General features: G+C 72.8%; 20 protein-coding genes. All 20 read right to left on the bottom strand.

Annotated elements, in window-relative coordinates; all coding sequences use genetic code 11:
* Position 1: 1 nt before the first annotated feature.
* On the bottom strand, positions 2 to 454 hold the full coding sequence (locus tag FXF51_RS20320) for a GPW/gp25 family protein (protein WP_222871380.1): 453 nt from the start codon (positions 452 to 454) through the stop codon (positions 2 to 4).
* Positions 451 to 2139: a hypothetical protein gene (locus tag FXF51_RS20315; RefSeq protein ID WP_148436092.1), complete on the bottom strand. Its 1689-nt coding sequence runs from the start codon at positions 2137 to 2139 to the stop codon at positions 451 to 453. The genes FXF51_RS20320 and FXF51_RS20315 overlap by 4 nt, the downstream gene beginning before the upstream one ends.
* A complete protein-coding gene (locus tag FXF51_RS20310; RefSeq protein WP_148436091.1) occupies positions 2136 to 2783 on the bottom strand; it encodes a phage baseplate assembly protein V in 648 nt (215 codons plus the stop codon). The genes FXF51_RS20315 and FXF51_RS20310 overlap by 4 nt, the downstream gene beginning before the upstream one ends.
* A 15-nt stretch (positions 2784 to 2798) precedes the next feature.
* Positions 2799 to 3881: a phage late control D family protein gene (locus tag FXF51_RS20305; protein ID WP_148436090.1), complete on the bottom strand. Its 1083-nt coding sequence runs from the start codon at positions 3879 to 3881 to the stop codon at positions 2799 to 2801.
* A complete protein-coding gene (locus tag FXF51_RS20300; protein WP_148436089.1) occupies positions 3874 to 4059 on the bottom strand; it encodes a hypothetical protein in 186 nt (61 codons plus the stop codon). Before FXF51_RS20300 ends, FXF51_RS20305 begins: the two co-directional genes overlap by 8 nt.
* A complete protein-coding gene (locus FXF51_RS20295) occupies positions 4056 to 5348 on the bottom strand; it encodes a hypothetical protein (protein ID WP_148436088.1) in 1293 nt (430 codons plus the stop codon). Before FXF51_RS20295 ends, FXF51_RS20300 begins: the two co-directional genes overlap by 4 nt.
* Positions 5348 to 5866 (bottom strand): phage tail protein, encoded by a 519-nt coding sequence (locus FXF51_RS20290; protein ID WP_148436087.1) that lies wholly within the window; start codon positions 5864 to 5866, stop codon positions 5348 to 5350. The genes FXF51_RS20295 and FXF51_RS20290 overlap by 1 nt, the downstream gene beginning before the upstream one ends.
* A complete protein-coding gene (locus FXF51_RS20285; RefSeq protein WP_148436086.1) occupies positions 5859 to 7946 on the bottom strand; it encodes a phage tail sheath C-terminal domain-containing protein in 2088 nt (695 codons plus the stop codon). The genes FXF51_RS20290 and FXF51_RS20285 overlap by 8 nt, the downstream gene beginning before the upstream one ends.
* Positions 7943 to 8407: a phage tail protein gene (locus FXF51_RS20280; RefSeq protein ID WP_148436085.1), complete on the bottom strand. Its 465-nt coding sequence runs from the start codon at positions 8405 to 8407 to the stop codon at positions 7943 to 7945. Before FXF51_RS20280 ends, FXF51_RS20285 begins: the two co-directional genes overlap by 4 nt.
* A 26-nt stretch (positions 8408 to 8433) precedes the next feature.
* Entirely contained in the window at positions 8434 to 10272 is a 1839-nt protein-coding gene (locus tag FXF51_RS20275; protein WP_148436084.1) for a phage tail sheath subtilisin-like domain-containing protein, read from the bottom strand.
* Between the two features lie 15 nt (positions 10273 to 10287).
* Positions 10288 to 11136, bottom strand: coding sequence for a hypothetical protein (locus FXF51_RS20270; RefSeq protein WP_148436083.1), 849 nt, complete (start codon positions 11134 to 11136; stop codon positions 10288 to 10290).
* The gene (locus FXF51_RS20265) at positions 11133 to 11723 is read right to left on the bottom strand and encodes a DUF4255 domain-containing protein (RefSeq protein WP_148436082.1); all 591 of its coding nucleotides are present in this window, start codon (positions 11721 to 11723) and stop codon (positions 11133 to 11135) included. The genes FXF51_RS20270 and FXF51_RS20265 overlap by 4 nt, the downstream gene beginning before the upstream one ends.
* 43 nt (positions 11724 to 11766) lie before the next feature.
* On the bottom strand, positions 11767 to 12519 hold the full coding sequence (locus FXF51_RS20260) for a BTAD domain-containing putative transcriptional regulator (RefSeq protein ID WP_148436081.1): 753 nt from the start codon (positions 12517 to 12519) through the stop codon (positions 11767 to 11769).
* Complete coding sequence (locus FXF51_RS60865) at positions 12506 to 12646, bottom strand: hypothetical protein (RefSeq protein WP_187414465.1); 141 nt, start codon at positions 12644 to 12646, stop codon at positions 12506 to 12508. Before FXF51_RS60865 ends, FXF51_RS20260 begins: the two co-directional genes overlap by 14 nt.
* 301 nt (positions 12647 to 12947) lie before the next feature.
* A complete protein-coding gene (locus tag FXF51_RS20255) occupies positions 12948 to 14237 on the bottom strand; it encodes an ArsB/NhaD family transporter (RefSeq protein WP_148436080.1) in 1290 nt (429 codons plus the stop codon).
* Positions 14234 to 14362 (bottom strand): hypothetical protein, encoded by a 129-nt coding sequence (locus FXF51_RS62695; protein WP_262379684.1) that lies wholly within the window; start codon positions 14360 to 14362, stop codon positions 14234 to 14236. Before FXF51_RS62695 ends, FXF51_RS20255 begins: the two co-directional genes overlap by 4 nt.
* A 350-nt stretch (positions 14363 to 14712) precedes the next feature.
* A complete protein-coding gene (locus FXF51_RS20250) occupies positions 14713 to 15657 on the bottom strand; it encodes a DUF6777 domain-containing protein (RefSeq protein WP_148436079.1) in 945 nt (314 codons plus the stop codon).
* A gap of 108 nt (positions 15658 to 15765) precedes the next feature.
* The gene (locus FXF51_RS20245; RefSeq protein WP_222871379.1) at positions 15766 to 17151 is read right to left on the bottom strand and encodes an FAD-binding oxidoreductase; all 1386 of its coding nucleotides are present in this window, start codon (positions 17149 to 17151) and stop codon (positions 15766 to 15768) included.
* Positions 17152 to 17187: 36 nt separating this feature from the next.
* On the bottom strand, positions 17188 to 18255 hold the full coding sequence (locus tag FXF51_RS20240; protein WP_222871378.1) for a class I SAM-dependent methyltransferase: 1068 nt from the start codon (positions 18253 to 18255) through the stop codon (positions 17188 to 17190).
* Complete coding sequence (locus tag FXF51_RS20235; RefSeq protein WP_148436078.1) at positions 18252 to 18686, bottom strand: cupin domain-containing protein; 435 nt, start codon at positions 18684 to 18686, stop codon at positions 18252 to 18254. The genes FXF51_RS20240 and FXF51_RS20235 overlap by 4 nt, the downstream gene beginning before the upstream one ends.
* Between the last annotated feature and the right edge of the window lie 9 nt (positions 18687 to 18695).

Raw genomic sequence — 18695 nt, 5'->3', positions numbered from 1 at the left:
GTCAGGCTCCGGCCACGTCGAGGGTGAAGCGGAGGCCGCCGTCGCTCTGGTCCCGGACGTGCAGGTAGCTGATCGAGACCAGCACGGTGGCGGGGTCGTCCGTCGTGGTGACGTCCACGGCGGTCAGCTCGATCCGCGGCTCCCAGGCGGTCAGGGCGGCGGTGACGTCCCGGGCGATGGCGGCCCGGGTGGCCGGGTTGTTCGGCTCCATCAGGTAGCGGCTCAGCCCGCAGCCGAAGTCCGGGCGCATCACCCGCTCGCCCGGCTCGGTGTCGAGGATCAGCAGGATCGACTGGCGGACCAGGGCGGCGCCACTCTGCCAGGCGAAGCCGCGCGTGCCGGGCGTGCCCGGCGTGGCGGGCGTGGCGGGCGTGGCGGGCGTGGCGGGCGTGGCGGTCGGCACCGGCGGGAAGGCCCATCCGGTGCCCAGGCGCGCGCCGATCGGGGTGGTCACGGCGTCACCACCTCGTTCCGCTCGACGCGGGCGGCGAAGACCCGGGGATGCTGCCCGGCTTCCTGGGCGAGCGCGGCGCGTCCGAGTACCGCGTAGGTGGCGGCGTCGATCCCGCCCTTCCCGTGGGCCTCCCGTATCTCCTGGCCCAGTGGTCTGTTCTGCGGTTCGAGGTCGTCGAGCAGGTCGGCCATCGCCTTGACGAACGTCGGCCGGTTGACCACTGCCGCCGCGACGGTCCCGTTGATGTCCAGGCCGTCGCCGAGCCTCTCGAAGTCGTCGATCAGATCCTGGCCGAGGGGCACGTCCGGCGGCAGGCAGAAGCGCAGCGCGAGCATCCACCAGAGCTGGAAGACGAGGACGACGATCGGCAGGAACAGCTGGAGCACGAAGAACGCCACGATGGTGATCAGGGGCACGGCGAAGGAGCACACCTGCGGGAAGGCGTTCGGCGGTTCCTTACGCACCGCCTTGAGGTCCTCGGTGCGGAAGGCGAGCGCGGAGCCTGGCGGCGAGCGGAAACGCAGGCCGCCGGCGCCACCGGGGCCGAGCCGCAACGCGTCGGCCTTCAACTGCGCGAGGTCGGGCAGTTGCACCGTGGCCGGGCGGTGGGCGCAGCCCTCGAGGTCGAAGTGGCCGGCCAGCCGGTAGGGCTCGGTGGGCTCGGACCAGAAGATCGGGCAAAGGCAGTGCCCGCCGTCGCGCGGGCACTCGGGGCGATGCCGGCGCGCGAAGCAGCGGATCTCGTAGTCGTCGCCGTCGTCGAAGCGCGGCCCGCCGGTCGTGTCGATGTCGCCCGAGCCGGTGGGCACCACGCCGAAGTAGAGCGTCTGAAGAGCGGCGTCGGATCCGGGTCGTGCCGGATCGGCCAGCACGGAGGCCAGCGGGTAGGCCGCCTCGGCCAGGTGCTCCGGCAGCTCCTCGACCGGCGTCCAGGAGCCGACGCCGGTCAGCGGGGTGCGCGTCCCGGCGGCTCCGGAGTCGCCGCACGCGGGCATCGGGCCGGGCACGCCGGCGGCGTCGACGCCGGCCGGGATCCAGCCCGAGAGCGTACGGGTCGGGGCTCCCGCCTCCTGGGCCACCTCACGGACGCGTTCCCGGGCGGCCCGTTCCGCCTCGGCCAGCGCGGAGAGCCGGTGCTGCAGCAGGTTCCGCCGCAGTCCGGTCTCACCGAGCAGCCGCCGCTCGGCGATCCGGGCCCGCCCCCGGGCACGGGCCCAGTGGCGCAACCGGGTGGCCGCCTCGCCGTCCGGACCACCGGGGAGGTCGGCGGTGCGGCGCCGGACCACGAAGCCGGCCTCGCAGACGTCGTCGGCCCGTGCCCGGGGGAAGCCGGCCGCGTCGCAGTGCAGGGCGCAGACCACCAGATAGTGCCGGTGATGGGTGGGCAGGTAGAGCTTGCGGATCCCGCCCGCCGTGGTGCGCTGCGGCAGGCCGCCGGGACGCTTCTCGCTGAGGGTGGCCACCCGGTCGGAGTCGTCGATGAACTCGAGGCGTCGTTGCGGGTCGGAGAGGAACGTGTTCACCAGGTCAGGCCCGTCGTACTTCTGCAGCACGGGCGCCTGCAGCCGCACCGCGCGTCGCTGGGCCTCCTCGCCGGGCGCGGGAACGCCGCCCAGGCGCGGCCAGTGCCACCAGGGCGCCACCACGCGCCAGTCGTGGGTGAGGAGGGCGTCGGCGGCGGTCACCAGACGTTCCCCGCGCCCGGGCTGTACGACGGCGACACGACGGCGGCGGAGGCGATCAGGCTGGTGCAGCTCACCATGCCGTCGAAGGTGGCCGTGGCGGCGTGGACGTTCAGGGCCGCCGCCGTGACGTCCACCGTCCCCATGGTGCTGATCGTGACCATGCCGGCGCTGTCGATCGTGATCCTCGACCGGTTGGCGTGCCGGATCTCGATCGTCCCGGCGCCGTCGTCGATGACCACGGTGTGCCCGCGGCCGCTGGCCAGCGTCACCTTGGCGGCCGAGGCCTTGTCGTCGAACTCCAGCACCGCCCCGGACCTGCTCTTGATCATGCGCTTGTCATTGGGCCGCGCCGGCGTGACGGGCATCATCTCCTTGCCGTTCCAGCATGACCCCACGACGTACGGCCGCTCGAGGTCGCCGAACTCGAAGCCGACCACCACCTGGGTGCCGACCGCGGGCAGCGCGACGAAGCCCTGATCGTGGTCGGCGTACGGGGTCAGCAGCGTCGCCCAGTAGCGGGCGCGCGCCCCGTCGCCGGCCAGCCACGGAAACCGCACCTGCACGCGTGCCTGCCGCTTGCCGTCGACCACGTCGGTGACCAGCGCCGGATACAGACCGAACCAGGTCCGGCATTCCTCGCTCATCACGGTCCTTCCGGCTCAGGCGGCGTTGACGGTGGGGCGCTCGGCGGTGAAACGCGTACGCATGCCGCTGGTGAGGTCGTAGCTGTGGTGGAAGCCGGTGACGTAGTAGCCGTCACCGTCGAACGGGCGGCCGCAGCGAGCCAGGCGCACCCGGCTGCCGACGACCAGCTGCGGCGTGCCCGCGGTCGTGCCGCGCACCTGCACGAAGGCCCGGCTGCGGCGCAGCATCTCGGCCCTGGCCAGCGCCCGTGCCACCGGCTCGGCGAGCGGGACGTCCCGGATCCGCCGGCCGGGCAGGTCGCCGAACGCGCGGCGAAGCGTCTGCGGCCCCGTCCGGCCTCCGGTGATCTCGGTGTCCACGGTGGAGGACGGCGCCTCCGCGTCGATGGCGGCGCGGGCGCGGGCGTCGTACCCGGAGACACGCACCGCGGTGCACTGATGGGCCAGGTCGGCGCGCACCGCGACGTCGATGAGGTCGCTGCCGCGGGTGAGGGTCACCTGGGTGCCGGGCCGCCGGTCGCGCGTGGCCAGGTGGACGACGCCGTCGCCGGCCCACAGCTCGGCCTGCAGCCGCCGGGCCCGCTCGCGCAGGAACGCCAGGTCGCTCTGGTTCAGCTGCTGCACCGACTCGTAGGTCGGGCCGTCGAGCGAGATGTCCGCCTTGAGACCATGGCGCCGGACCACCCGTCCGGCCACGTCGGCGTCGGTGCACGAGGTGTACGTCTCGCTGTGCTGCCGCAGACGCAGGCGCATGAGGTCGTCCTCGGCCAGCACGGTCACCACCGGCACGTCGCCCTCGGTGAACCGCACCTCGAGCGCGGACACCGATCCGGCGAAGACGATCCGCTCGTTGCCGGGCGGCCCGAGCGTCACCTGGAGGCGCTTGCCGAAATCCAGGGTGCCGCCGTCGAGGTACTCGACGACGTCGTTGCTCGAACGGCGGCGCGGCGCGGTGGCCAGGAAGCAGGCGCTGAGCGTACGCAGGCCGAGGACGTCCTCGGCGACGTCCAGCCGCACCAGGTCGCGTCCCAGTTCGGGCTCGTGGGCGCCATCGGCGGAGAAGACCGGCGCCGTCGCGGCGAAGGCGGGCTCAGTCATCGAAGCCTCCGCCCGCGGTGCGTGCCCGGTCGCGGTGGCGTTCTTCGGCGAGCTCGGCGAAGCGCTGCGCTTCGTGCCAGCCGGGTGTTCTGGCGGGCGCACCGGCCGGAGCCTGTGCGACCGGCGGGACGCCGGTCAGCTCCACCTGGCTCGTCAGCTCTGCCACGTGCACGGTCACGACGCACCTCCGCATCCGCCACCGGCCCGGTCCGGGTCCTCGCGTAACGCCAGCCAGCCGGCCACGGTGGGGTCGGCGGTCCGCGGCGGCTCCACCGCGCCCGCGACTGCTCGCCGGCCTCCACTCACCAGTCCGGCGGTGACGGCGTGGCCGACGGGGGTACGCGGGCGCAGCGGGACACCGAAGCCGTAGCCGACCGCCCGCGGGTCGGACGACGCGAGGCCGGACATCGCGGGGCCGGACATCGCGGGGCCGGACATTGCGGGGCCGGATGACGCGGGGCCGGACGACGTGGCGCCGGATGGCGTGGCTGACGACCGGCCTGGGACGAAGTCCTGCCGGGTCGCCTGGGCGGCGGCGCCGGCGTCGGCGGTGGCTGCGGCGGCGAGGACCCGGGTGAGCCCGCCCGCGCTGGCGAGCGCCGCGCCGTCGAGGCTCGCGAGGTCCTGGGGCGGGACCGCCGCTCCGGTCGTCACGCCGAGGCCCGGGCCGGCGCTGAGGGCGCTGGAGAAGTCGACGGGCAGACCGGCGGGCAGGCTGAGCGGGTCGGTGATGCCCTGGAGTCCCTTCCAGGCGTGCGGATCAAGCCCCATCCGGACCGCCAGGTCCGGCGCGCTCTCCCCGGCCAGCGCGGTCGCGCTGCGATCCGGCGGCGGTGCGGGCGGCCCGCCCAGCGTGCCCGGCGAGCCCGGCATGCCTGGTGTGCCCGTCGAACCCGCCGGTGTGCCGGGCGGGTTCCCGGCGGGCGCGGCCCCGGCTCCAGCGCCGGGCGGCACCGGCGGCGTCGCCCCCGCGCCCGTGTTGGCACCCGAGCCGGCCAGCGTGGCGTCGAACTCGGGGCGCTGCTCCTTGATGGTCACCGCGCACTTGGCGCGCAGCGGCACCCCGTTGCGGGCGAAGAAGTCGAAGTCCTGGTTGAGCACGGTCATGACCCCGACGACCGAGAACGAGCCGTAGGTGAACCGCACGCGGGGCGGGACGGCCTTGGCCTGCTTCATCGCGGGCAGCACGAACCGCTCCAGCTGACGGGTCCGGGTTCGCACGTCCAGCGGCGACTCGGTGGTGCCCTCGTCGGCGGTGTCGAAGACGAGGTCGAACGAGAGCGTGGAGGTCGAGCCCTGATACTGCGCCTTCTGCCTGCCGGCGTCCTTGCCGAAGTCGGCGGTGCTGGCCATCTGGAGCCGCAGGGTCGCCGGGTTGATCTGCACCGTGATCCGCGCGCCGTTCGAGGCCCGCTGCGTGCCGGGCCCGTCGACGACCTCCTCGAGCACGGCCTTGGCGAACTCCATCAGGGCACCTCCAACCGCAGGCCCTCGTGGGCGATCTGCAACTCCTCGATGGCGATCTCCCCGGTCCGGCCGTTCAGAGCGGGGCCGACCAGCTTGGCGGGCAGGCCGCGGACGAACTTCCAGCCGCCCACCGGCTGGTGCCGCCCGTCCAGCAACTGGATGGTGCCGTCGTAGCGGCGCAGCGGACGCACGCCGTCCACGACGTCGGCGAACCAGCGCCACAGCGCGCCGTCGACGCCGCCGCCGGCCCCGCCGCCGCCCCCGCCGCCGGCAGGGTGCAGCATGCCGCGGCGCAGCGTGATCCGGGCGAGCTTGACCCGGCCGGCGCGTTGCACCACGCCGTCGTTCCGGCCGCCCTCCACGTACTCGGCGACGTCCATCTCGAGGTCGAGCCCGGTGCACTCCTGGAAGGCGCCGCCGCCGAGCACGGGACCGGTGCCCCCGCCGGTGCCCGGGCCGGCCGGTGACTGGTTGAGGGTGACCCGGAACCGGAACGCCCGGGCGAACTCGTCAGGCACGGCACACCGCCGTTCCGGTTCCCGGTGCAGGCTGGGCGAGGCCGCCGCCTGCTCCCGCGAAGGAGGCCGGCGGCAGAACCGCCCCTCCCAGGAGCAACTGCGGCTCGCCGGCGCCGGTGGCGTCGAGTGCCACACGGACCAGCACGAACTCGAGTGGCGCGGCGGGGGCGACCCCGACCTCGACGACCAGGCGGCCTGGCCCGGTGGCGTCCGGCTCGCCGACCGTGACGAACCACGAGTCAGCCGGCGTGCCGCCGGCGAACGCGCCCGCGTCGGACAGCTCGCCGAGAAGCTGTTCGAGGTGCCGCCGGACGCCGGACCGCAGCGTCTCCCCGGCCGGCTCGAACACGGTCCAGCCGAGCTGGCGCAGCACGACCCGTTCGATCTCCAGGAGCAGCCGGCGGGTGGTGAGCCGGTCCAGCGCCGGCTCGGCGCTCAGCGTGCGGGCGCCGGTGAGGCGTACGCCGTCGGGCGTCATCGCGAACACGTTGACGCCGAGCCGGTGGAACCGGTCGTGCGCGCCCGGAGGTACGGCGGTCGCGAGGCCGACGACCTGGGCGGCCGGCTCGTTGGCGGGGCCGCGGGCGAGGCCCTGGCGCAGCTCGCAGCGGGCGATGATGCCGGCCGCGACGGCGGAGGGCGGGATCTGCTTGAGACGCCGGGTGGCCGTGTGGCCGAGGACGCGCAGCCAGGGATGATAGGCGGCGGCGAACGAGGAGGAGAACCGGGAGCGCCAGCGCAGCACGGTGGCGTCGTCGATACCCGGCGGCACGTCGAGGAGCGCGACCACCCGCAGCTCCTCCGCGAGGTCCACGAGCCGCTGCTGGCGGTCGGCGAGTGCGGCGAGACCGTCAGTGCCGGAGACGTCGAGCATCAGCCCTCCGAGGCGAGGCTTGCCCCCGGCAGGTTCCTGCGAGGGCGCGGGCGGCGCCTGGCAAGGACGGAAACGGGGGTCGCCGGCGGGCGGGGACGAATCCGGCTCCGCCAACGGCGGGAGGGCGAACAGATCGGGCACGACCAGGGAGGCCACCTCGTCGGCGTCGGCCAGCCTGCGGACGCCGTCCTCGTCGTCGAGCAGGTCGCCGGCCGTGACCTGGTCCGAGCGGTCTTCCCCCACGAGTCCGGGGATCGGGGTGCCCCGTGCCAGGTCAAGGCTGGTCGGCGGCAGGATGTCACCGAAGCGGCCCTCCAGCGGGGCGACCAGCCGCGCGTCGCGGTGCAGGACGTCGGCGACGTACCGCGGGTGGGCGGCCGACAGGCCCAGGCCGGTGAACAGCTCGCGGCGGCGGCGCCGCGGGTCAGGGTCGGTCACCTCCAGGCGGCCCTCCACCAGCTCCACGGTGGTGCCAGGCCCGGCTGGACGGCCCGGCTCGCAGATCGCGACCAGGTCGGTCCCGGCGTCCTGCGCGTGGCCGCGCCTTTCCACGAGCCGCACGACGACGATGGCGGCCGTGGCGGTCGTGGTGCCCGTGGTGCCGCTGGTGCCCGTGGTGCGCGCGGCGGTCAGGCGCAGCACGCTGCCCGGCACGACGGCCGAGCCGGGGCCGAGCACGATCTCGGTCGCGCCGGCCCGGCCGGTCACCGTCGCCGTCAGCACCCGGGTCACGTACGACCAGGTGATGAGCAGCCGGTTGCCCCAGCAGCCCTCGTTGCGGGCGCGCAGGCCGAGACCGGGAAGGACGCTGAACGCGGCACAGCCCGGCGGCGGCCTCAGCTCTCCGGGAGGGTCCTGCGCCGCCGCGACGACCCGCACGATGTACGCCCGCCGGCCGCCCTGGGCGAAATACGCCGCGACAGCGTCCGGCAGCAGCCCCGGCCCCTCGAACTCGCCGAACAGTTCCGCGTACTCATCCCAGCTCTCCACCGGGACGGGCACAGAACGGCGATGGCTGACCTCGCGGCCGGAAGCGGCGACATCGGCGACATCGTCGACCCTTTCGTACGCAGGCCCGCGCGGCGCGATCCCCACGAACGCCGCCACGTCGAGGCGTTCCACGGCCGCCCGAGGCTGCGGCACCTCGGGCAGGTAGTAGACGCCGGGCGCACCCAGCACCAGCGCGTCATCGGTGCGGATGCTCACGGCCGGAACTCGATCCGCTCGGCGACCAGGTGCAGCTCCTCCATCGCCACCTCACCGCCGCCCTTGGCGACCAGCGTCGGGCCGACCCACTTCTTCGGCTGAGCGTTGATCAGCGTGAAGATCGACGCCTGCGCGTTGGCCTCGTCGTTGAGAGTGATCGTGACCGAGCGCGGCATGTACTTGCCGTCCCGCACCTCCTTGAACCACTCGAACAGATCGGTCGAGCCGTACAGCCCGCGCTTGAGCGTGACCTCGTCGACCTTGTACGTGTTGGGAATCTTCCGGACGGTGTTGTACTTGTCCTCGCCCTCGCGGTAGTCCGAGTAGTTGATCTCGGAGCCGAGACCGGACACGTCGGAACAGTGGCCGTCGAACGCCCGGCCTCCGCCTACGGTGGAAGCCGCGAACTCGACCTTGAACCGGAAGGCGCCGTACGGGCGGCGATCGGGGCGCTCGGGCATCGGTGGGTCCCTTCTAACAGAACGCGTCAGCCGCGGGCGTCCGCGGTGAACTGGCCGATCCGGAAGATCACGAACTCCGCGGGCTTGACGGGCGCGACGCCGATCAGGCAGATCAGCCGTCCGTTGTCGAGGTCGTTCTGGGTCATGGTGGAGCGGTCGCAGCGCACGAAGTACGCCTCCTCGGGCGACGCGCCGAGCAGCGCGCCGTTGCGCCACTGCACCTCGAGGAAGTCCTCGACGGTCCGGGTCAGGTTGCGCCAGAGGGCCTCGCCGTTCGGCTCGAACACGGCCCACTGGGTCGAGAGGTCGATCGAGTGCTCCAGGAAGATGAACAGGCGGCGTACGTTGACGTACAGCCATTCCGGGTTGGAGCTCAGCGTGCGGGCGCCCCACACCCGGTTGCCCCGGCCGGCGAAGAAACGCAGCGCGTTGATGTGCTCAGGGTTGAGCACCTGGTTGCGGCCGGTGTTGATGTTCATCTCGAGCCGGCTCAGCCCGTAGACCACCTCGTTGGCCGGTGCCTTGAACACGCCGCGGGTGACATCGTTGCGGGCGTAGACGCCGGTGACGAAGCCCGACGGCGGCAGCATGATCCGGGGCGTCGGCACGCCGGGGGCGGGCGGCCCGCTCGGGTCGAGGATCTCCACCCACGGGTGGTACAGCGCGGCGTACGTGGAGTCGAAGTTGCCGCGGAACGCGCGGATCTCGGTGAGGGAGGCGCCTTCCGGGCCGTCTACGACGGCGATCCGGTAGCGGGCCCGCTCGGCGTGGCGGATCAGGTTCTGCGTGGCGAGTGCACGCTGGCCGGGATCGGTGATGCCGCCCGCATCCGGAGCCGCGACGATCGCGATGTCGTCGATCTCTGCCAGCGCCTGCAGCCCGGTCGCCTTCCTCGCGGCGTCGTCCGGGTCGGCCTCGTCGCCCAGCAGCGCCGCGGCCGTGATCGCCTCCCCGTCCAGGCCGCCGGTGAGGCGATACGTTCTCGCCGGTTCCCCGGTGCCGACCAGCGCGAACAACAGCTCGATCCGCGCCGTTCCCTCGTCCGGGAAGTCGTAGGCGAACCAGATCGGGCAGTCCTCGTCCTGCGGATCGTCACGGTCGAGCACCCGGCTCAGCGAGCGGCGGCCGTCGGGAGCGAGGCCGAGCCGCGGGTAGACCGTCTGCTGCCCGGCCCTGTCGGTGATCGTGACCGTGACCTCGACCGGCAGGAGCCAGGACGCGACCGGCGGCGGGGCCGGGCTGCCGCTCCTGTCCACGAAGGTCTGCGTGCCGTCCGGTTCGACCCGCAGGATCCGCAGCGCCGCCGGCGGGATCGCGTCGCCGGGCCTCGGCTGCCGGCCAGGATCGGTCATCTCCAGCAGCGCGCCCGGCTCGACCCCGTTGACCCGCGCCGTGGTGGTGCCGGCGTGGATGCCGACGTCACCGGAGCGGACCGCCGTGAACGTGACGGCGACGTTCCCATCCTCGCCCGGCCAGCGGGCGCGCAACCGCGCCAGCGACGGCGGGACCGTGGCGACCGGGATGTCCGGGGACACGGCCACGCCGGTGCCGTCCGCCGGATCGTAGACCCGGGAGACGTACAGCCGCTGACCGCCGTTGAGGAAGTAGGCACGGACGGCGTGCGCCAGGTACGGGATCGACTGGTCGGTGTCGTTGTACCGTTCGATGCCGCCGTACACTCGCTCGAACTCCGAGTAGTTCGTCACCAGCCGGGGCTCGCTCGACCGTGGCCCGCCCGTGTACTGCACCGGGCCGTAGCGCGTGCGGCCGGCGAAACCGGTGGTCGACGTGGACACCTCGGTGATGGTGCTCGCGCGAAAGCTGGTCTCTTCGACATAGACGCCGGGAGCCAGGTATTCGGGCATGGGAGCCTCTCAAGGTCAGGTGACGACGATGGGGTCGGAAGGCACGGCCCGGCCGCGCGTCAGCGTTCGCCGGGTGGTGACGCGATGGCCGTAACCGGCCGGAATCAGGTGGCCGGCCTCGACCGGATCGCCGGCCTCGAGCGCGGCCACCGGTTCGACCGGCAGCAGCCAGAGCGGGTCGGCGCGGGAGCGGGACGGTGACTCCACCGGCTCGCTCTCCGGTACGGCGTCACGGGCGTACACGGACACGTCGATGTCGATCGTCTCGGCGCGCGACGTGACGATCGGCACCGGCAGCTCGCCGACCACCAGAACGAACTCGCCATGACGGTCCGCGTGGGCGCGCCACCGCACCAGCCCGGTGCCCGCCAGGCCCGCCTCGATCCGCGCCCACGGGACCCCCGTCGCACTGCCGCGCACGACCCGGCCGAGCAGCGCCGTGGTACCCGGCGTGAGGCCCCGCAGGCGGCCGGGGAACAGCACAGGCCGGTGCGCCCGCGGCGGTTTCGCGGGCAGATCGTCGGCGGCCAGCACGTCCGCCAGAAGCGGCGCCGGGACGGACAACCGCCGCGGCACATACTGCTCCGCAGGGTCGATGATGCGGATCGGCAGGCGCGCCGCGGTGTCGGTGACCCGTGATCCGAACCGTACCGCGAACCGCCCGGTCCGGCTGCGCCGCAGGGCCGGCAGTCCCATCCCGTCGTCCGGCCGGTCCGGCACCGGATGCGGCAACGGCACCTTCTCGAGGAGCACGGTGACCGTCAGGCCGGGTTCGCGCAGCGGGTCCACCGCGTCCACCGGTTCGACGCCGAGCCGCAGCCGGAACACTCCCTCGGCCCATGCGGCGGGCAGGTACGCGTTCATCGCCCGGTCCCTGACCGAAGGCCGCGCACGGAGGTGAGCACCGGCGGCGGCGGCTCGCCGCCGTTCGTGGCGATCACGACGATGCGGGCGAGGTAGGGCACGCTGAGCCGGAAGTTGCAGCGCAGGCTGTCGAACGTCCGCATGAGGTCCTCGGTCGGCAGATCCTCGAGGAAGAACTGCACCGACTCGCCCGGCCCCCAGTCGCCGCCAGGCAGCAGCTGCGCCGCGCCGAGGCCGGCGGGCCGTTCCAGGATCTGCAGGGTGCGGCCGATCACCCGGTGCTCGTGCTCCGCATTGTCCGCCCAGGCGGTGAGCAGATAGTGCAGATCGAGCGGCAGGTAGGCGTTGCCGTCCTCGGCGCCCACGGCCGACCAGTCCGGCCGGGTCACCTTGTTGAAGTCGACCCGGTACAGCAGGATCGACAGCCCGGGCCGGGGCAGGGCCATGGCCGGCGGGTCGATGTCGTCGGTGCGCACGAGCACTGCCTGAGTCAGGGCTCCGTCCACTGGCTGCGTGGCCTGGTAGCCGGTGTTCAGCACGAGCTCGAGGCTCTTGCCCACCGCAGCGATCCCACCGAACCCGGCCATGCGGCCAGGGTTTCCGGCCGGCGTCACCCGGCCGTCACGCCGCTCAGCGCGCGGCTGAAGGCCGCACCGGTGAGTTGTGCAGGCCGACCAGCGCGGTGAGACCGGCGCTGGGCCGCACACCGAGCTCACGCGCCAGCAGGCGGCGGTAGTTACGGTAGACACGCCGCGCCTCACTGAGATTGCCCTCGGCGAGATGGGCGCTCACCAGCGCCTTCTGAGCGCTCTCGCGTAACGGCTCGGCGCACACGGCGGCCAGCGCCGCATCCACGGCCTCGTCATGACGGCCGGCGGCGGCACACCGCCGGGACAGTGCCTCCAGCGCGTGCAGGATCCGCTGCCGCAGCCGTTCCCGCTCGAAGATCACCCAGTCGTCGTGCCACCCTGGCAGCAGGTTGAGCGCCTCGGTCCGCCACTGGAGCCCGCGCAGCTCCGAGGTCGGCACCCGCGGATCGACCACCCGATCGGCCCAGGCGCACAGCAAGTCGGTGTCGACCACAGTGCCGCGCCGCAGGGTGAGGACCGGCTTGTCGCTGTCGATGACGTCGACCCGGGCGGTACGCAGCCGCCACAGCGCGGATCGCAGGTTGCCGGCGGCGCGCACATCGTCGCCGTGCGGCCACAGCGTCCCGGCGGCATGCCGGCGATCCACCTTGCCACCGCTGACAGCGACGAACACGAGCAGCCGCTTACTGCCCTCGGGCACCTCCAGCCTTCTTCCGCCGGAGTGCACATACGGGCCGCCCACCAGATGGACGACCGCTACAGCAGCGGACGGTGAGCCGTCACGATTGGTCATGGGCCCGAGCCCCCATGCGCGCCCGAAGCCGCGCGATGATCTCCGCAGCCGCCCACACCCCGCCCTCCGCGGCCGTCAGCAGCGTCACGTTCTCCACCGGTCCGGGCGCCAGTTCGGTGTCGTCCATCGCGCCTCCTCGAATGGTCCCTGCCCCATCCATCGAAGCTCCCTGGGACCCGTCTCCGCATCAGGGAAGTCCCCAGGTCGGCCGGCGCCAAGGGCCGGATCGGCTGGGCCGCCCCCTGCGTCGTAAGGCAGCTGGAAGGGCGACAGGCTCCGGATCCGGTCGCCGGGCTGCGGCAGATCGCCGAGCAGCCGCGGCATCCGTGCGGCGGGTTCGCCGATGCTGACGCCATGGGCCACCTCGGCTTCGGGCGCGGCGTCCGCTCCTGCTGGGGTGCCGCGCCGAGACGCAGATCGCAGAACGGTCACATGAGGTAGCGCACCCACAGGTACGGAGCGACGAGCACCACCGTGACCACCGTGACGACCAAGCCGTACCTGGTGAACTGCCAGAAGCTGATCGGGGTCCCGTTGCGGGCGGCGATGCCGAGGACGACGACGTTGGCGGCGGCGCCGACGGCGGTGGCGTTGCCGCCCAGGTCGGCGCCGAAGGCCAGCGCCCACCAGAGCACCTGCCCCGGCCCGTCCCCGGACGCCTGCACGAGCTGCTCGACGATCGGGCTCATCGTGGCCACGTAGGGGATGTTGTCCACGACGGCGGACAGGACGGCCGAGAGACCGAGCACCCCCATCGTCGTCACTTCGAGCTGCCCGTCGGTGGCGGCGACGGCGGCCCGGGACAGCTCGCCGATCACACCCGTCTCCACCAGCGCGCCGACCATGACGAACAATCCGGCGAAGAACACCAGCGTGGGCCACTCCACCTCGGCGATGGCCTGCTCGGTGGTCACCCTGGTCGCCGCCACCAGCACGCCCGCGCCCAGCAGCGCGACCACCGACGGCTCGTAGTGCAGCACCGGATGCAGCACGAACGCGGCCAGCACCAGCGCCAGCACGGCCAGCGACTGCCACAGCAGCCTGCGGTCGGCGATGGCCTCCCGCTCGTTCAGTGCCATCACCTCGGCCGCCCGCTCGGGGTCGTAGCGGAACGTCCGGCCGAACAGGAGGTGACACAGGCCGACGAACACCGCCATCAGCACGATGACCATCGGCGCCATGTGCACGAGGAAGTCGTTGAAGCTCAGGCCGCCGCGGCTGGCGATGATGATGTTCGGCGGGTCGCCGACGAGCGTGGCGGCGCCGCCGATGTTGGACGCCATCGCCTCGGCGATGAGGAACGGGATCGGGTTGACCGCGAGCCGTTCGCACACCAGGAACGTCACCGGCGCGATGAGCAGCACGGTGGTGACGTTGTCCAGCAGCGCTGAGGCGCCCGCGGTGATCAGCACCAGCAGCACCATCAGCCGGAACGGCCGGCCGCGGGCGCGTTTGGCGGCCCAGATGGCCAGGTACTCGAACACGCCGGTCTGCTTCAGCACCCCCACGATGATCATCATGCCGAGCAGCAGGAAGATCACGTTCCAGTCGATGCCGGAGTGCTCGGAGAAGAACGCCGCCTCGGCGCCGGTGGCGTGGACGGCCAGCATGATGCCGGCGCCGCCGAGCGCGGCGGCCACGCGGTGGATCTTCTCGGTGGCGATCAGCGCGTACGCGGCCAGGAACACCGCCACGCTCACCCAGGACAGCACGCTCACGTCGCGAGCACCCGGTCCGGCAGGACCTCCGGCGTCACCGCGCCCGGCGGCATCCGTACGGGCCCGGCCACGGGAGCGTCCATGGGGAGGGCGGGCAGGTCGGGCGTCAGGTCACGGGCGGGCACCGGCACATCCTTCGCAGGTCAGCGGGAAAGGACTGCCGACCAGACTTCCCGGCGCACCTGTAGAGAACCTATCAAGCGCCGTGAAGATCGCATAGGCGGGGCGTCCCGCTCGCCGTGGGCGTCCGTCAAGGACGCGGCTGTCACCCGCGTCGCTGGGCTGGGGATTCACGGCGCGAGGGCCGCGCCGGGCCGAGTGGCGCGGCTCGGCATGATGATGAAGAGGGTGTGTCGCGAGGCGTGGCCGTACGAGAGGGTGCGCTGGGACAAGCAGTTCGCCGCAGAAGGACGGGCTTCGACCGGTGCACGGGAGGGGTGTGACGAGGTCGAAGCCCTGCGGCGACCTGACGCTGTCAGGTGCTGGGATCAGGTGACGGCGAATCCGAGGCGGCCGGGTCGCCGGTCGGGGAATCGGTCGGGGAATCGGTCGGGACGTCCGTCGGGGCGTCCGCCGGAGGGTCTGTCGGGTCGTCGGTGGGCTCCGACGGCTCCGGGCACGGGCTGAGTGTGGTGGCCTGCGGGTCCGTGGACGCGGGGCACGGGGTGGGCGTCTCGTCCGGGTTCGGCGTGGGTGTCGGCGCGCTGTCCTGCTCGCCTTCCGTGCCGGTCGGCCGGTCGAACGCCTCTCCGGTCGCCTGGCCGGTTTCCGGATCGAGCTGGGCGAGCTTGATCGACGGCTGCTCGTCGCCCTCCTCGATCACCGCCACCTTCTTCCTGGAGAAGTGCTTCCACTTCTTGCCCTTGTACTTGGCCCGGTCGATGTCCACGTCGCCATCCGGCGGAAGCAGCGGGTTGCCGCAGTCGCACTTGACGACCGGCGTTCCCGTACTGTCCACCAGAACCGCGATGCCCGCCTGCAGCAGCGCGTGGAACGCCGTGCTCCCGCCCTTGCGGTAGCCGTGGTTCTTCACGAGCACGTCGCGCCGCAGCACGACCGAGGTGAGCTTGCCGACACGGCCGGGGATGTCGGCCACGTCCATGCCGAGCACGTCCGCCCACGCGGCGGCCTTGTCCGGATTGTTCTTGAGGTACGTGATCAGCTTCTTCTTCGAGCACTGGGTCGATCTGGTCGTCCCGCCGTAGAGGCCGGCGCGGTCCCCGGCCACGGCGCCTCCGGCCCCCGCGATGACGTTCATGAGATTGCCCGCGCCGATGTCGAAGAACGCGTCGTCTCCCAGAACGCCCGCGGCGACCAGCGTGACGGTGCGGACGGTGGCCGCCGTGCAGGACGCGACGGCCAGCGTCATCGCCAACAGGGCGGCCAGTGTGACCAGGAGGCCTCTCCTGGATGTGTACATGCGGTCCCCTCTCCGTCTCCGAAGCGAGGGACCAGCGTCCGGCCACCCCCTTGCAGGCGGGTTGGAACGGTTGAAGGACGCTTTCAGACGTAGCCGAGGCTCAACCGGTCACAGGCCGGGACGGATGTTGTGGTTGAGCCGGAACAGGTTGGCCGGGTCGACGCGCTGCTTCAGCGAAACGAGCCTGCGGTGCACCTCCGGCGTGTAGCCCTGCTCGACGCCGTCCACGTCGGACATGAAGCTGAGCAGGGTGTACCCGGTGCACCACGGCCGCAGCCGTTCGATCGCCGCGGACAGGGCCGCGTCGACCCGCTCGGCGTCGTCCGTCCCGCCGATGTTGGCCATGAAGAGGGTGAAGGCGCCGTCCCGGCACGAGATCGCGTTCGGCACCTCGGGCTGACGGGCGAGCGCCCCACCGAGGTGCCGGACCTCCAGCAGGTCCGGAGGGGCCGTCGTCCCCCCGGCGACGGCGAGCAGGGCGTCGATCGTGTCGGCGGTCAGTTCGCGCAGGAGTCCGCCGCGTTCCTGGACGGAGGCCGGGTCGAGCGGGTCGGAGTGGATGGACGCGCAGTCGGCGTACGGCATCTCCCGCACCAGGTCCACGATCGGCGTCGCGACGGCGCGCAGCGGCTCGACCAGGGCGGCGCCGTCGGAGCCTGTGCAGCAGACGCGGATGCTGACGACCTGCTTGCCGCGCAGAGGCTCCGGCAGGACCGGAATGTCGGGCATGCGGACAAGCGCGGCGGAGGACGACACCGTTTCCGGGACGGTCTCCACCCACGCGCGGTAGGCGTTGAGCACGGCGGCGGCGCTCTGGAACGGGAAGACGAGGGAGCCCGCGTAGAGGGTGGTGACCGGGAAGAGGTCGAGCTCGACGGCGGTGACGATGCCGAAGTTGCCCTTTCCGCCGCGCAGGCCGAAGAACAGCTCAGGGTCGCTGCCGGCGGTGACCGTGCGGAACCGGCCGTCGGCGGTCACCACCTCGATGCCGCGGACGTGGTCGGCGGCGAATCCGTGGGCGCGGCCGAGCGTGGGGCTGTGCCCGCCGGCCAGCACGAAGCCGATGACGCCCACAGTCGGGCTGGCCCCGTTCAACGGCGCGAGCCCGAACTTGGTGATCTCCCCGACGGCCTCTCCCCAGCGCACCCCGGCCTCGATCCGGGCGGTACGCGCCTCGGCGTCCACGGTGATGCCGCGCAGCGCCCGGGTGCTGACCAGCACCGCGTCCGGCCCGATCGGCACCGGCTGCACCGCGTGCCCGGTGGACATGGCGGCGATCGGCGCGCCCTTGGCCGCCGCCAGCCGTACCGCGGCCTGGACGTCGCGCGCCGACGCCGCGGCGATGACCACGCCCGGCCGGACGTCGCCTCTCAGATTGAAGGTACGCGTCTCCTCCGCGTACCCGTCGTCGCCGGGCAGCAGCGCCCGGCCTTGCAGATCGACGGGCAGCTCTCGAAGTTCGAAGTTCGAAGCGTCGTCGCTGTGGTGTCGCACGGAATGGGCTCCTCGTACGTTGCGCAGAAAAAGGGGTCAGTGGCGGACGTCGTAGACGCGGTTGGCGGGGCCCTGCGCGGCCAGCTTCCAGCTGCGCAGCCCGGCCTCGTGCGCGATGGCCCGCAGGGCGTCCTCGCCGGCGTGGTTGCCCAGCGCGTGCGGCCCCCTCTGGGCCACCGCCCCGGGCAGGCACAGCGTCGCGGACGTCGCGGTGAACGACCGGCCGATCGTGTGGACGTTGTCCTGGGGCGCGGCGGCGGCGTTCGGCTCGACCAGCATGCAGGCGCCGCCGGCGGCCAGCGCGCGGGCGGCCCGCCGGAGGGCGGCGCCGGGGTCGCCGAGGTCGTGCAGGCAGTCGAAGAAGGTGATCAGGCCGTAGTCGCCGCCGGGGAAGTCGTCCGCCCCCGCGACCTCGAAGGTCACCCGATCGGCCAGGCCCTGCTCCCGGGCCGCGTGCCGCGCCCGCTCGACGGAGGGGGCGTGGAAGTCGAAGCCGTGGAAGCGCGAGTCCGGGAACGCCCGCGCCATGAGCAGCGTGCTGTGGCCGAAGCCGCAGCCCACGTCGGCGACGGACATGCCGCGCTCCAGCCCCGCCACGACGCCGTCGAGGGCGGGCAGCCACTCCGGCACCAGGGCCGCCGCGTACCCGGGACGGAAGAAGGCGGCCACCCCCTCGTACAGCGCCGGCCCGTGCTCCTCCCAGCCGACGCCCGCGCCGGTGCGGTAGGCCTCCACCAGCGCGTCCTCGGTGGCGTACAGCGACTGGAGCATGGTGAACGCCCCGGCCGAGTACGTCGGCGCGCTGGGGTCCGCGAGCACGGCGGCGTGCTCGTCGGGGAGCAGGTAGTCGCCGGTGCCCGGGTCGTAGCGCACGTACTGGCCGGCCACCTGGGCGGCCAGCCATTCCCGGACGTACCGCTCATCGAGGCCGGTGCGGGTGGCGAGGCCGTGCGAGGTCAGGGGCCCGGCTCCGGCCATCGCCTCGTAGAGCCCGAGGCGCACGCCGATCGACGTGCACAGCCCGGCGAAGGCGGCACCGCTGTCGATCATCACCCGTTCCAGGAACTCCAGCACCCGATCCTGGTCGACTGTGTTGGCGCTCACTGGACGTCACACCCAGGGGCGGGGGCGTCGGTGGAAAGAGGCGCGCCGTGGGGGACCAGGTAGGCGACGTCGAGCACGACGGGCTTCTTGCCGAGGTTGCGGCCGATGTGCACGTACCTCCGGCCGCCCGGCTCGGTGATCGTGCCGCCCTTCCGGTAGACCCCGTCCGGCTCGCACGAGGAGTCGAAGTGGCTCAGCGTGCCGTTCTGGACGACGCCGAAGACGGTGTGCTGGTGGTAGTGCCAGCCGGTGCTCTGCCCCGGAGGCAGAGTGATCCGCCGGACGATGTAGTCCATGCCGTTCGCGGTGGTCTGCGAGATCACCACGCTGGTGACCCCGGAGCCGCCCGGGGTCGCGGAGGCGGGGCCCCCGATGAGGGAGACGCCGGCGATCAGGCCGGCGGTCAGAGTCCAGCTGAGCGACTTGCGCACGTGTCGATT

Origin of the sequence: Nonomuraea sp. PA05 (assembly GCF_008086045.1) — a bacterium.
In the GTDB taxonomy this organism is placed as follows: domain Bacteria; phylum Actinomycetota; class Actinomycetes; order Streptosporangiales; family Streptosporangiaceae; genus Nonomuraea; species Nonomuraea monospora.
Note: the sequence above shows the minus strand (reverse complement) of the source record. Positions and strands in the feature narration are given on the sequence as shown.

What these genes read in the sequence shown, in the direction of transcription:
- FXF51_RS20265 (WP_148436082.1), bottom strand. Translation starts at nt 11,723, where the DNA reads ATGGCCGGGTTCGGTGGGATCGCTGCGGTGGGCAAGAGCCTCGAGCTC.
- FXF51_RS20295 (WP_148436088.1), bottom strand. Translation starts at nt 5,348, where the DNA reads ATGGAGTTCGCCAAGGCCGTGCTCGAGGAGGTCGTCGACGGGCCCGGC.
- FXF51_RS20280 (WP_148436085.1), bottom strand. Translation starts at nt 8,407, where the DNA reads ATGCCCGAGCGCCCCGATCGCCGCCCGTACGGCGCCTTCCGGTTCAAG.
- FXF51_RS20310 (WP_148436091.1), bottom strand. Translation starts at nt 2,783, where the DNA reads ATGAGCGAGGAATGCCGGACCTGGTTCGGTCTGTATCCGGCGCTGGTC.
- FXF51_RS20250 (WP_148436079.1), bottom strand. Translation starts at nt 15,657, where the DNA reads ATGTACACATCCAGGAGAGGCCTCCTGGTCACACTGGCCGCCCTGTTG.
- FXF51_RS20260 (WP_148436081.1), bottom strand. Translation starts at nt 12,519, where the DNA reads ATGACCAATCGTGACGGCTCACCGTCCGCTGCTGTAGCGGTCGTCCAT.
- FXF51_RS20305 (WP_148436090.1), bottom strand. Translation starts at nt 3,881, where the DNA reads ATGACTGAGCCCGCCTTCGCCGCGACGGCGCCGGTCTTCTCCGCCGAT.
- FXF51_RS20270 (WP_148436083.1), bottom strand. Translation starts at nt 11,136, where the DNA reads ATGAACGCGTACCTGCCCGCCGCATGGGCCGAGGGAGTGTTCCGGCTG.
- FXF51_RS60865 (WP_187414465.1), bottom strand. Translation starts at nt 12,646, where the DNA reads ATGGACGACACCGAACTGGCGCCCGGACCGGTGGAGAACGTGACGCTG.
- FXF51_RS20275 (WP_148436084.1), bottom strand. Translation starts at nt 10,272, where the DNA reads ATGCCCGAATACCTGGCTCCCGGCGTCTATGTCGAAGAGACCAGCTTT.